This is a genomic window from uncultured Phascolarctobacterium sp. (assembly GCF_905212365.1).
Lineage (GTDB): Bacteria > Bacillota > Negativicutes > Acidaminococcales > Acidaminococcaceae > Phascolarctobacterium_A.
In genome coordinates, this window is the sequence record NZ_CAJMEH010000061.1 from 1 (window position 1) to 13,393 (window position 13,393).

A 13,393-nucleotide genomic window follows, 5' to 3' on the forward strand; every position below is an offset into this window, starting at 1 on the left:
GCACGGTGGTGTGAGAGGTCGGCTGTTCAAATAATGGGCGGCCTCCTACTCGATTTTAAGTATGTAAAATGTGTGAGATAACTATGAATCATTAACGCCTAATAAAATTTCAAACGCATGTCGTTTTTCGGCAGGGAGGGAACGCAGCTTACCGATGAGCTGCGTTTCTTTTTTTGTTAAATTTAGGATAGAAGCATTTTCGTTTTTTGCAGAAGACAGGTGACTGTTCGCTTCTAAAAATATATTGATATCAGTATTGAATATTTTAGCAATTCTATTGAGGATAAATACGTCAGGTATTCTGTAGCCGCTTTCCCAACCGCTGATAGTCTGGCTTGTCACACCTATCAATGCTCCTAATTCTAATTGAGTCATTTTTAATTGTTCGCGTTTTTCTTTAATGTTTTTGCCAATAGTGTATTTATCCATAATTTTCACCTTATATTTGATAAATCCTTTATACCAAAAGTATACGGTACGAAAAGAAAGAAAAACAACTTTATAACGCATAACGCGAGTATTTACAATACGCTAAAAGCGTAGTAAAATAAAAAAGAGTATTCTTGCTTATACTCGTCAAATGGTAGCTGAGTAAAAAGGCATAACAGTAATATAGCATCAAAATATAGCAGAAATGAGATGAAAAGATGAAGCTTTTAAAGATTATCGCATTTATTATAGTGATGATTTGTGAGCATACGGTATTCGCGCAAAGCGTAGTTACAGAAGGAGTTGGTATAGATAAAGACAGCGCTGTTCGTGATGCAGTGCGTAACGCAGTAGAAAAAGTAATTGGTTCGTATGTAGATTCCCGTACTTTAGTAAGAAATGCAGAACTGGCACTGGATGAGATTTACACGCAATCTCAAGGCTTTGTAAAAAATATCGTTATATTACATGAAAAAGAGAATAATAAAACTTACAGCGTTACTGTAAATATTGAAGTGGACAGCGAACCTGATTCAAAGCTTATGGATAAAATCAGTATGCTCATGCTGCTTAATGATCCGCGTATAGCTGTGGTAGTGTTAAAGGATAGTATTACAGATTATGGATATATAGAAATAGATAATGATGCGGTAAGCGAAACGGCTATTAACGAAAAATTGCTGGACTTGGGCTTTAATCACGTTATAGATATCAGCTCGCTTGCAAAATTGAATAACTCGACGTTTTTAAATGACATTTATAATGGAGAAACAAGTTTGAACGGCGGAAGTAAAGAATATCCTTTGGATTATCTGGTGATTGGAAAAAGCAGTGTTGATAGTAATCAAGTTTATTTACCAAACGGTGACGGGAGTTATTCTGAAACTATGCTTACCAACAGTAAAGCAAGTTTGAAGGTTAAAATAGTTAAATTTGACACTGGTGAACTTATCGGAACTTTTGAGGTTGAAGGGAGCGGCTTGGAACAAAATAACACGAGAGCGCAAAATAAAGCATTGTCTGTGGTTTCTGAAAAAGCTGCGCAGAAAGTAGCGGAAAAATTTAAAAATTTTGGCGCTAAAGCAACAGGCAATTTGCAAATGATAATTACAGCTTCTGATTATAGTCTGGTAAAAAAAGTGGCCGATATACTGCGCGTTAAAAGCGGGATTCAAGGAGTGCATATTCGTGAGTATGCCAATAATAAAGCTGTGATAGACTTGGATACTGTGCAGAAAGCGCATGTGATTGTTGAGCTATTACGGCAGGATAAAAATATCAATGTTTTTGTAGATGCTATTAGCAACAGCAAAATAGAATTAAATGTTTTTTAAGGAGTGTATGTGATATGAAAAAGATAATGCCTTTATTAGCAATTTGCTTAGCTGGAAATATGGCGTTAGCCGAAGCGACGTATACGGACGAGCTGCGCGCAAAATATGCAGGCGGCAATATTTATGTTGAGTATGTGGAAACAGAGGCTAAAACAGACAGCAATCAGGTACAAAACAAAGTACGCGGAGAAAAAAAGAGACCGGAAAGGCCAACAGGGGTTACTGATGGAAGATTGAGAAATCAACAGGAGATAGAAGCACAGCCATTGAATGTCGAGCTTCCTGTTATTATAAAAGGAAAATATATTTATGCGCAGCAGGGCGGCAATGTCTATATGCAGCATGATTATCCTAAATATTTAAGCGAAGACTTTCCGGAAATGGGCGTAGAATGCTACATGACGCAATCGAAATACAGAAAGCTGCAAAAAGCCAATAATTTTGCGAATAATCCAATTGGCGGATTGTTAGGAGGAATTTTTGGCGACGGACAGCCTACGGAAAATGTAGACGATGTTAATATTCTTTTCGATAATAAAGTATATTTTTTGGATAGAGAGAATCAAAAAGGTAAATGGTGCTATCTGGAGGATATGGAGAAATCAAGAAAAGCTATAATATATTTATATTATAATCGGCTTAAAGGCTCTAATGCTATACGGGATGTTATTATGTCTGATTATAGAAAGATGAAATTGGAGCATATAAATACTACGGAAGAATATGTTGACGGAAAGAAATACATAGCTGAAACTTATTCTGCACAAAGTTTGTCGGTATATGGCAAGCCAGTTGGTAAAGATACAAAATATAAGCTGTATTTTAATAATGGTAATTTAGACTATTTTTGCACATTAGGTAATCATAATAAAGATAATGCAATTCAATTTACAAAATTAAATTTAAATAAAGTAGAGATAATGCATCCTCAAATTGATCAGGCTTTGTTTGATATTATAGATACATATAAAATTGAGCAGTTACCGAATGGATAAATAAAATAGATATTTTAATTTAGACGGTACTTATTCATAGAGCTTTTGTATGATGCAATTAGGGAGGTTTCGATATTTTGAAATATTTATTAGTAGGCTTAATGTGGTTAGCTTGCTTTTCCAATATTGGGTTCGCTGGCGAGATAGACCAATATGTGAATTTAGTAAAAAACGGTAAGTATAAAATAGTTTATAAGATAGACTATAATGTCAAAGATGATAATAGATTACAAAGATATTTAGGAGAAGGCATCTCTGCACGAGATAAAGATAATGCCTTAAATTACTACGAACTTTTCGCGTTTAGGCCAAATGAAAAGTATACGCATTATTTTTTGCGGCTTCAACAAATTGGCGGAACAATGTATTGGTACAGTAAAGGCGGCAAGAAACCTTTTGATAAAATGACTGTTTCAAGACATAAAATTCAGTTGGATGATAGATATTATGATATGGTTATGCAGTGGGTAAGTAAGTATAGATTATCTACTGAAGATGAAGTGTTTTCAACCTTGGGACCGATTGCAGAGCAGGCAGGAATATTAGAGCTTTATAAAACTGAATTTATAAAAAGCGGGCAGGAGGTACAAAACGGACAGACATATCAATATGATGAGTATAGAATTGTAGAGCCTTATACAGCAGGCTTGCGCTTATATTATTTAAACGGCGAGCTGAAAAAATGTATAAAAACCTTGAGCGATAGACAGATGAGTCATTGGTTGTTTGCAAACGCAGCAATAGAACAGGATGGGTATGTTGTTGTGGATATAGAAAAATTTGATGAGAATATTGATGAAGAGCTTTTAAAGGTTGATTTGAAGTCGAGTAACTTAAAGCTTAAGAAACGAGCTGAGGAAAAATGAGAAGAATTTTGTTAGCTTTATCATATTCAGTTTTACTATTGGTTTCCGGCAGCTGTTATGCAATGGGAAAAATTCCGACAATGGTGTTTTTAACATTTACGGATAATACGCCGTACAGCGATATGCAAACAGGTTCTATAATGGATAATCTTTTGTTGGACAGATTACTGGAAACAGACAGCTTTGATATTGTGGAACGCAGCGTTGCCAAGGATGTATTGGAAATAGAAACACAGCTTAATATTACGAATGACGGCGTTGATAAAGCTGTAGAAAATAATGATTTTTCGTATATCTTCGGCGCTTCTGAAAATGATTTAACGATAAAGGAAGAAGGGGAAGGCGTTTCGCCTGAAACAACAAGGCTTATCGGAAAGAAGCATCATGCAGATTATATTTTGCATGGAACGATAGATTATTTGGGGAAGGATTCCCGCACAATTATGTTGCCGTTGAAGCATTTTCAATTTGGCAGTTCAACGCCTTATTTGGAAGCTGTTGCTACGGTAAGAATTATAGATGCTGCAACAGGCAGGATTATATGGGTCAAAAAAGAAAAAGGCGTTTCTAAGGACAGTTTAGTTAAGCTGCAAAATATTAAGGTAGGAACAGAGCTGTTTAATAATCAGTTGTTTTATGAGGCTTTGGACAAGATAAGTAAAAATGTTGTCAAGGCTTTAATAAAAGATTTACAGTCAGGAAAAATTATTTTAAAGACTAAGGGGGAAATGTAAATGAAAAATTTGATGAAGGTGTTAATGTTGGCAATGGTCTTATTGGTAAGTGCTGTGAGCGCTACGGAGGCTGCGCCGAAGGTGGGGATGATAATTGATGCTCCGCTGTATTATATTAATGACGAGAAGGTACAGACACAATTAGATGAAAAATGCGCAGCTTTATTTCCGCAGGGTCAGTTTGAGACTATACCTGTGAAAGAAACCGTAATAGCTGCCCAGCTTTATAGGGAAGAACATGGACTTGCTGGTACTGTAACGAACGCTAACGGCGGTGAAGCAAGTTACGAATGGGCATTGAAACAGGATGAGATTGCAGAATTAGGGAGAAGCTTGGGCTGCGACTATGTATTTTTGCTGCGTGTTACCGGCAACAGCAAGGATGTTGCAAGTATGTTTGATAGCGGTATTAAAGCAAGTATTTTATTTGACGCTCGAGTTCTTAATATGGCGCAGAATAAATATACTTTTTTGAAACAGATTGTTACGGAGAGCAAGAGCACTAAAACTATGCTGCCGTTCAATTTCAGTAAGCCCAATTATAAGAAAGCTTTCGATAAAGCAATGAAGAAAAGCTTGAAAGAACTGACCATTGATATTACCAAGATTTAATTGCAGGGGTAATGTGAATATGAAAAGATTAGTTTTAATATTATCTGTTTTATTCAGTTGGGTTTTAGCAGTTCCCTGCTTTGCTGGTATTCGCGATTATCCGCCGATTGCCGTTTTAAATTTTGATAATAAATCTGCGGTGCCAAGTAATTTAACGCTTAAAGATGTTAGTATTGTCAGCGATTTTATGATTGATGAACTTGTAAACTGCGACAGATTTAATGTTATGGAAAGGCAGCAGCTGCAAGCGTTAGTGGGCGAGCATTATCTGAATATGACTGGAATGGTTGACCCTGCTACCGCTGCTGAAATCGGCAAGCTGACAGGCGTACAATATCTTGTCTATGGCAGTGTTACTAATTTGAGCGTTAAAGAAGGCACGATTGGTTATGGAAATGACGTTTACGGCAGTCTTAGCAATAATCAGCATATTGTTGATGCTAACATCAGCGTAAGGATTATTGAAGTTGCAACCGGAAGAATTGTTTTATCAGCTAGAGGTCAGGGATCTTCTACCAGCACTGACAGTAAGATTTATTATGATGGACGCAAGGAAACCACTTATCAATATGAGGATGAAGACGGTAATATTGTGGGCTATGAAACAGAAAGCTCCGGTATGACGCATACATTTACTATTGGTTCAACAGAAGTTAGCCAGGTGCAGGTGCAAAACGCATTGGCAAAAGCTGTTGAAAATGCCGTTTATGATAAAAAATTCGGCTTGTTAGCTCGCTTAGACGGCAAAGGTAAAAAACGCAGATAAATTTTGCGAAAGGAAACGGATATTATGAATAGCAATAAAGCAAAAAAATTGACGGCGTTGATGCTTGCAGCGATTACCGTATCCAGTATAGGCTTGGAAAATATAGCGCCTATGGGAATAAATACTTGTGAAGCTGTAGTTCGCAAAACGGTACGCAAAAGAATTGTTGCGACAAAACCAAGTGCGGAAGAAACTCCAACACAAACTGAAAGCTCTCCTGATATTGTAAATTCATCGTCAGCGGGAGGCGTAACTGGCGAGATTAGTCCTAGCGGCAGTAATTCGTGCAGCAGTCAGACAGTTACGCAAGGCGGGAAGCTGGTTGCTGTCGCAAGTAGTGGATTGATTAGCGCGAAGACAGGCAGTTCAATAATAAAGCCTGTAACAAGAAATCCCGTTAATAGCGGCGCTGCTGTTACAAAACCTTTATTGGGCGACGTCAATGGCGATGGCAAAGTTTCTTTGACGGATTTGAGCTTGCTAAAAGGTTTTATTGCGGGGACTATTAGCGAAGACCGGATTGTTAAGACCAATGCTGATTTAAACGGCGACGGTAAAATTTCAACTACAGATTTATCTTTGCTGAAAACTGCTGTTATGGGACGTGATGAAGCAAAGCAGGACGAGAATAAAGTTTTGGGTGAGAACATAGAAGAAGGATTGTATTCTTTGCGTCCTGCCTGCGCTCCTAATTTGGAGCTTACGGTAGAAAACGCCAGCAGGGAAAAGGGCGCGAATGTATTTTTGTGGGACATCAATTCCAACTGGCATACGCAGCCCAGTCATCAAAAATGGCGCATATCGCGAGTAGAGGGAAATTGGTATAAAATTGAAGCTGAAAATTCAGGCTTGGCGTTAAATATCCATAACGGTATTTCTGCCAACGGAACGAATGTCAGCGTATGGCCTTTCGGCGGCAATATGCATCAGTTTATATTTTTTAAAACCGGCGATGGGTATTATTTCATTCAAGGCAGAGTTCTTGGAAGTTTTATGCTTGACGTAGAAAACGCTGGCAGCGTTCCGGGAACCAATGTGAGCATCCATGAATATAATGGCAGTAACGCCCAGAAATGGAAACTGGTTAAGGTAAATGGCGCGGCAGCTTCCGTAACGCCAACACCTGGCAGCATTACGCAGACTACGAAAGAAATAGCGCAAAGATATGCGACAGTTTATACTAACGCCGAACTTACTGCAAAGCAAAGTAATAGATGGATTGGCAAAGGCGAAGAATATACGGTAGTTCGGGAGTATGAAAAATCTTTAGAGGTACAATATTACAGCAGTAAAGGTGAGCCAAGGTCGGGATTTGTAAATAAAAATATTAGGGAAGTCATTATTGTATCAAATGAAGAAATTCAGATTAGAAATAAAATTTATCAATTAAGCAACGAGACATACGGAGAAGCTAATTTTAAAAATAACACTACTTATTCAGGGGAGTATCAATGCAGAGGCTTTGCTAATCAGGTATATACAAGGTTATTTGCAGGTACAAGCCAGTTTAGTGGATATACAAACGGTAATTGCGGAGCAAAATATTACCAAGGATCGGATATTTGTGTAGAGAATCTTAATGTAAATGTAGATAATATCGAAATTCTGAAAAGTAATTTTGCAGAAGCGAGAGCTGGAGCTTTTATACAAATGGAAAGAAGAATAGGTGGTGGGCCGCATAGTGCAATTTTAGTTGAATTTGATGAGAAGGGCTTAACTTTATATGAGGCTAATACAGACTGGCATAATACAATTAAAGTTCAGTCATATACATGGGAAGAATTTGCTAAAAGAAATAAAGGGTTTACGATATATTTACCATATAATTATGCATTAAAATAATAAAGTGAGGAGATTTTGAAAATGAAGATGTTGTTTAGAAAAATGCTTATCATGTTGGTTAGTATATTTATAACTTTTTCTAGTGTAGAAATGAATGTTACAGATATTGCTTATGCGCAGAACCTACAATCTTCAATTACTTGGTCGCAAGCTTCTAATTCTACTATAACAGCAGTTGGATATGGCATTCCGCGCGCGGGCGGGAGTATGATTTTGGCTCGTCGCGCCGCCATTGTAGATGCTCAGCGCAATTTATTAGAGCAGATTAAGGGCGTACAAGTAGATGCAGATACCTTGATGGAAGATTTTGTTATCAGCAGCGATATTGTCAAAACATCTGTATCGGGACTTGTTCGCGGAGCTGTTCCTGTGGAAGAAGGCGAAACTGCGGAAGGCAGCTATTATGTAAAGTTAAGCGTGCCTATGTATGGCGTTGGCAACAGTGTTGCCGCTATTGCTATTCCTGCTGTGACTCAGGGCGTTGCGCAGCAGCCGTTTGCTAAAGCAGATTTAAGTAATTTTTCCAAACAGGAATTGCAGGTTATAAACAGCGCTGCTTATACGGGAGTCATTGTGAATGCGCAAGGTATGAGCCTTTTGCCTACTTTTTCGCCTGTTATTTATGATGTGAACGGCAGAGCAATTTATGGCGTGCAGAATATTGACAAGGATTTAGCAATTTCTATGGGAATGGTAGAATACGCTGATGATTTGCAGAAAGCGGCAGGCGGGTTTAGCCGTGCTGGCACGAATCCGTTAGTAATAAATGCTTTAGAAGTACGCGGCGGAAAAAATTCCATCAACAAAGTAAATGTAGTGGTGTCCGTGGAAGACGGCGACAGAATTTTGCTTGCAAATGAACGAAGCGGTATGCTGTCTAAGTGCGCTGTTGTTTTTGTAAAATAATGTTTCGTTTGTAATTTGTAATTTGGAATTAAGAAGAGTGTTGCCAAATAATGATTTTTCATTTGGTTAGCCTTTCTGCTACGAAATTTGAATAAAGAAATAAAAAAACACCAAGGCTCCGCTGACCTGCGCTTTTGCAGATGAGCGGAGCCTTTGATTTTACTAAACCGAACATACGACCATAAAAATTGATTTCATGTTTACAGAAAGAATTGCCTATGATATAATGCTTTGTAGAGATAGCTGGCTTGTCGGTTTTCCTACTCCCTACGGGTAGGGGGTGATGGCATGACGGTTGCAGAAGCTTTATCATTGATGATAAGTTTTGCCACGTTAGTAGTCCTCATTCTCTCGTTTAATCGTCCGCGATAAAATGAGAAAAACCGCCTAACGTGCGGTTAAGCGGTCTTCCGTCAACTTTTTAAGTTAGAAGGGGAGAGCCGACTTCCCACGGTCAGCTATCTCTTCTTTATATTATAGTCCTTAAGTAAAAAATAGTCAACGCTGAAGCCTTACCATAATCCCAAGTAATGCTGCATTATAAGGCTTACTACGGTGATGCCGACCCAGCAGCAGAAGCCCATAAGAATTGGCTTGCCTCCGGTTTTAATAAGCTTGATAATATTTGTGTTTAAGCCGATGGCGCTCATAGACATAATGATGAAGAATTTACTTAATGTTTTCAGCGGTGTGAAGGCTTCGTTGGCAACGCCGAATTGCAGCGCGATGGTTGTAATGAGGGACGCCAGCACGAAGTAGATTATAAAAAAGGGGAAGACGCTCTTAATGCTGAATTTTTGTCCGTCGTTTTGCTGGCCTTTAGCTGCCAAGCAGGCTAAAGCCATAGTGATGGGAATAATAGCAAGCGTACGCGTTAGCTTGACGGTGACGGCTTTATCCAAGGTTGCAGAGCCGAGGTGATGCATGGAGTCCCAGGTGGCGGCAGCAGCAGTCACTGACGAGGTATCGTTGACAGCTGTACCGGCAAAAATGCCGAAAGCTTCGCCGCTGGCGGTGGAAAAGCCCACCAGCATTCCCAAAGTCGGGAAGCACAGGGCTGCTACCATATTAAAGAAGAAGATAACGGAAATAGCCTGCGCTACTTCTTCATCGTCCGCTTTAATGACGGGAGCAGTGGCCGCTACGGCGGAACCGCCGCAAATGGAGGAGCCTACGCCGACGAGCGTGGAAATTTTGCCGGGGATGCGCAGCAGTTTGTGCAGCGCCCAGGCGATAATGAGCGAGGTGGCGATGGTCGTAACGATGATGGGCAGGGACTGCTTGCCCGTTTGCAGAACGACGGACAGATTCAGGCCGAAGCCTAAAAGAATAACTGCGTATTGCAGAATTTTTTTGGAAACGAAATTTACGCCGTTTTGCAAAGGCGTTTTATTCTTAACAAACAGCGTGATGAGCATTCCTGCAAGGATGGCGAAGACCGGACCGCCCACCAGCGGAAAAATTTTGCCCAGGAACCAGCAGGGAATAGCTATACACAGGCATACGGCTATGCCTTTAAAATTATTTTGGAAAAATTGCATATTCAACCTTCTTTCATAGAAACGATAGTAATATATTAACAGAATAATGTCGATGATGTCAAACGCCGCAGAGTGTGGTAAAATATTAGGTAAAACCCAGCGGTTCGCAAAAGCTTGTGTGAATACATTTGCCGCATAGAGATTGGCGAGCCGTAGTGAAGAGGCTGCTATATTTTAAATTTATTATTGGAGGGGATAATAATGGAATATGCAAAATTAACGCCCGACATATTACAAAAACTGCGCGAGATAGTAGGCGAAGAAAATGTGCTGACGGACGCGGCTTTGTTAGAGCCTTATGGACATGACGAGGTGACTGACCCGGCTTACCATAAATTGCCGGAGGCCGTAGCTTTGGCGGAGAATGCCGAACAGGTTGCGGCGATTATTACTCTGGCTAACGAATATCGTTTTCCTGTAACGCCGCGCGGTGCGGGAACAGGTTTGGCCTGCGGCGCGGTGCCGGTTTACGGCGGACTGGTCCTGTCGTTGGAAAAAATGAACCGCATCATCGAAATTAACGCGGACGCTATGTACGCCGTCGTTGAGCCGGGAGTGCGTACCTCGGATTTGCAGGAAGCGGCGGAAGCTAAGGGTGTGTTTTACGCAGGCGACCCCTGCAGCGGCGATTCCTGCTTCATCGGCGGGAACATTGCTACGAACGCCGGAGGCAACCGTGCCGTAAAATACGGCACGACCCGGCATCAGGTATACGCTGTGGAAGCGGTAAATCCGCAGGGTAAAATAGTGCGCTTAGGCGCACGTTTGCAAAAGCAGTCCACGGGCTATTGCCTGGAGCAGCTCATTATCGGCAGCGAGGGTACGCTGGGCGTTATTACGCAGGCGACTTTAAAGCTGATGCCGCTGCCGCAGTACAGCATAGATTTGCTCGTAGTATTTCCCGGAGCGGCGGAAGCTATCGGCACGGTAAATAAAATTATCGGCGCCGGTATCGTGCCCACCTGCGTGGAGTATATGGATAATATCACTATCAAGTCCGTGGAAAAATATCTGGGGCGCAGGCTGCAGGGCAGCGATAAGGGAAATTATCTTATTATAGAAGTCGAGGGCGCCAGCGAGGACGATTTGGATGAGAAATCCATTTCGTTGGATGAAATTTGTACGGAAAACGGCGCTTCCGACGTGCTGGTGGCTGACCACGATAAAATTTGGCAGGCGCGCAAGGCGTTTGCCGAGGCGGTGCGCGCCGAAAGCCTCATCGTCTGCAAGGAGGATGTTGTGATACCTGTGGATCAGGAGCCGCTGCTGTTGGCGGAGATTCTGCGTCTGGCAGAAAAGTACGATTTGGTAACGCGCATTGCCAGCCACGCTGGCGACGGCAATATCCATTTGAATATTTTAAAACGCGCTGAGGAGGATTACGCCGAATGGGAGCGGCGCGTGGAGCAGAACCAGCAGGAGCTGTACGCCTTTATCTACGCTCACGGCGGCCGTCTTTCCGGCGAGCACGGCATCGGCTTTAAACGCAAGCGCTTAATGGAAAAATTTACGGAGCAGGAAGAGCTGGCGATGATGAAAGCCATTAAGAAGGCGCTTGACCCTAACAATATTTTAAATCCAGGTAAGATTTTTGATGTGGACTGAGTAAGCAAAATTTTTGGAGGAATGAAATTATGAAAGAAATTTATACGTTAGCAGAAAAATATCACATGGACGGTAATAATTGCGTGGAGTCCGTCGTTAAAGCTTGCAACGAGGGCTTGCAGCTCCAGCTGCCGCCGCAGGCTATCCGCATGATCAGCGGCATGGGCGGCGGCATCGGGCGCAGCGGCTGCGTTTGCGGCGCTTTGTCCGGTTCGGCGATGGTCATTAGCTCCATCGTTGGCAGGCTCGACCCATCGGAAAAGCATCAGACGGAGGTTTATAAATACACGCACGAATTTTATGAGCGCTTTATGCAGCACTTCGGTTCGGCCTGCTGCGCGCAGCTCAATAAATTATCCTTCGGCACGCCGGAGTACCGCACTAAGTGCATTAAAATTACGGCCGAGGCTGCGGATATGGTTTCGGATTATATTATGGAAAAGGGCTTGCTGGCTGATAAAAAATAAAACGCGCCGACGTTTGGAATAGTAAAACGATTTGTAAATTATAACTTGCAGATGGGGCGCGACTTTAGCTTTTGGAGTTTTATTTGCAGTTTGAGGTTTTATTGTTAAGGTGATGCTCATGGATTTTAAAATACAAGCGCCTTTTGAGCCGGCGGGCGATCAGCCGCAGGCCGTCGCTAAGCTGGCGGCGGGCGTGGAAAAGGGATTGCGGACGCAGGTGCTTTTGGGCGCGACGGGTACTGGCAAGACGTACACTATTGCCCAGGTAATAAATAAGGTGCGCAAGCCGACGCTGGTCATCGCGCACAATAAAACTTTGGCCGCGCAGCTGGCCAGCGAGCTGAAGGCCTTCTTCCCGGAGAATGCCGTGGAATATTTTGTCAGCTATTACGATTACTATCAGCCCGAAGCTTATATTCCGCAGTCGGATACTTATATCGAAAAGGACGCTTCCATCAACGACGAAATCGATAAGCTGCGCCACTCGGCGACGAGCGCTTTGTTCGAGCGCAAGGACGTTATCATCGTAGCCAGTGTGTCGTGCATTTACGGCTTGGGCGCGCCTCAGGATTATTACGATATGGTGCTGTCCCTGCGCCTGGGGCAGATTATCGACCGCCAGAAAATTTTGCACAAGCTGGTGGAGATTCAGTACGACCGCAACGATATAGATTTTAAGCGCGGCACCTTTCGTGTGCGCGGCGACGTTATCGAAGTAATTCCGGCGGCTTACGGTGAAAAGGCGGTGCGCATCGAGATGTTCGACGACGAGGTGGACCGCATTTTGGAGTTCGACGTGCTGACGGGAGAAATTCTGGCGCAGCGCAACCACGTCGCCATTTTCCCAGCGTCCCACTATGTTACGAGCCGCGAAAATCTGGAGCGGGCGATGGGCGACATCCGCGAGGAATTGCAGGAACGTCTGGAGTACCTGAACAGTAATTTTAAATTATTGGAAGCCCAGCGTTTGGAACAGCGCACGAATTACGATTTGGAAATGATGAACGAAATGGGCTATTGCTCCGGCATCGAAAATTATTCGCGGCATTTGGCCGGACGTAAGGCGGGCGAAGCGCCGTTCACGCTGGTAAATTATTTTCCCAAGGATTTTTTGCTGGTTGTGGACGAATCCCACGTGACGCTGCCGCAGATACGCGCTATGTACGCGGGCGACCGTTCGCGCAAGGAAATGCTGGTGCAGCACGGCTTTCGCTTGCCTTCCGCGTTTGATAACAGGCCGCTGACCTTCGACGAATTTCAGGCGCAGATTAAGCAGGCGATTTACGTATCGGCTAA

The 13,393-nt window shown here is 42.3% G+C and carries 14 protein-coding genes; 12 read left to right on the top strand and 2 right to left on the bottom strand.

The window, feature by feature from the left end; all coding sequences use genetic code 11:
• Positions 1 to 81: 81 nt before the first annotated feature.
• Positions 82 to 429 carry a helix-turn-helix transcriptional regulator gene (locus QZ105_RS08845; RefSeq protein WP_293729555.1) on the bottom strand — a complete coding sequence of 116 codons (348 nt, stop codon included), beginning with the start codon at positions 427 to 429 and terminating at the stop codon, positions 82 to 84.
• A gap of 218 nt (positions 430 to 647) precedes the next feature.
• On the opposite strand from QZ105_RS08845, the gene QZ105_RS08850 reads away from it, so the two are divergent.
• The 9 genes from QZ105_RS08850 to QZ105_RS10610 all read left to right on the top strand — a co-directional run bounded on the left by QZ105_RS08850 (position 648) and on the right by QZ105_RS10610 (position 8,856).
• Positions 648 to 1,763: a hypothetical protein gene (locus QZ105_RS08850; protein WP_293729556.1), complete on the top strand. Its 1,116-nt coding sequence runs from the start codon at positions 648 to 650 to the stop codon at positions 1,761 to 1,763.
• 14 nt (positions 1,764 to 1,777) lie between these two features.
• A complete protein-coding gene (locus tag QZ105_RS08855; protein ID WP_293729557.1) occupies positions 1,778 to 2,758 on the top strand; it encodes a hypothetical protein in 981 nt (326 codons plus the stop codon).
• A 77-nt stretch (positions 2,759 to 2,835) separates the two neighbouring features.
• Positions 2,836 to 3,624, top strand: coding sequence for a hypothetical protein (locus QZ105_RS08860; protein ID WP_293729558.1), 789 nt, complete (start codon positions 2,836 to 2,838; stop codon positions 3,622 to 3,624).
• Positions 3,621 to 4,358 (top strand): CsgG/HfaB family protein, encoded by a 738-nt coding sequence (locus tag QZ105_RS08865; protein WP_293729559.1) that lies wholly within the window; start codon positions 3,621 to 3,623, stop codon positions 4,356 to 4,358. Before QZ105_RS08860 ends, QZ105_RS08865 begins: the two co-directional genes overlap by 4 nt.
• A complete protein-coding gene (locus QZ105_RS08870) occupies positions 4,359 to 4,970 on the top strand; it encodes a hypothetical protein (protein WP_293729560.1) in 612 nt (203 codons plus the stop codon).
• Positions 4,971 to 4,989: 19 nt separating this feature from the next.
• A complete protein-coding gene (locus QZ105_RS08875; protein ID WP_293729561.1) occupies positions 4,990 to 5,736 on the top strand; it encodes a CsgG/HfaB family protein in 747 nt (248 codons plus the stop codon).
• Positions 5,737 to 5,760: 24 nt separating this feature from the next.
• Positions 5,761 to 7,578 (top strand): RICIN domain-containing protein, encoded by a 1,818-nt coding sequence (locus QZ105_RS08880; protein WP_293729562.1) that lies wholly within the window; start codon positions 5,761 to 5,763, stop codon positions 7,576 to 7,578.
• Positions 7,579 to 7,599: 21 nt separating this feature from the next.
• Positions 7,600 to 8,484, top strand: coding sequence for a hypothetical protein (locus QZ105_RS08885; protein WP_293729563.1), 885 nt, complete (start codon positions 7,600 to 7,602; stop codon positions 8,482 to 8,484).
• A gap of 288 nt (positions 8,485 to 8,772) precedes the next feature.
• The gene (locus QZ105_RS10610) at positions 8,773 to 8,856 is read left to right on the top strand and encodes a putative holin-like toxin (protein ID WP_366936029.1); all 84 of its coding nucleotides are present in this window, start codon (positions 8,773 to 8,775) and stop codon (positions 8,854 to 8,856) included.
• A 140-nt stretch (positions 8,857 to 8,996) separates the two neighbouring features.
• On the opposite strand, the gene QZ105_RS08890 is transcribed toward QZ105_RS10610, so the two are convergent.
• Positions 8,997 to 10,025 (bottom strand): YeiH family protein, encoded by a 1,029-nt coding sequence (locus QZ105_RS08890; protein ID WP_293729564.1) that lies wholly within the window; start codon positions 10,023 to 10,025, stop codon positions 8,997 to 8,999.
• A 201-nt stretch (positions 10,026 to 10,226) separates the two neighbouring features.
• On the opposite strand from QZ105_RS08890, the gene QZ105_RS08895 reads away from it, so the two are divergent.
• From QZ105_RS08895 to QZ105_RS08905, 3 genes are all read left to right on the top strand, one after another.
• Positions 10,227 to 11,630 carry an FAD-binding oxidoreductase gene (locus QZ105_RS08895; RefSeq protein ID WP_293729565.1) on the top strand — a complete coding sequence of 468 codons (1,404 nt, stop codon included), beginning with the start codon at positions 10,227 to 10,229 and terminating at the stop codon, positions 11,628 to 11,630.
• A 29-nt stretch (positions 11,631 to 11,659) separates the two neighbouring features.
• Positions 11,660 to 12,097 carry a C-GCAxxG-C-C family (seleno)protein gene (locus QZ105_RS08900; protein WP_293729566.1) on the top strand — a complete coding sequence of 146 codons (438 nt, stop codon included), beginning with the start codon at positions 11,660 to 11,662 and terminating at the stop codon, positions 12,095 to 12,097.
• 118 nt (positions 12,098 to 12,215) lie between these two features.
• Positions 12,216 to 13,393: DEAD/DEAH box helicase family protein (locus QZ105_RS08905; RefSeq protein WP_293729567.1), on the top strand; the 1,178-nt coding region annotated here is incomplete at its 3' end.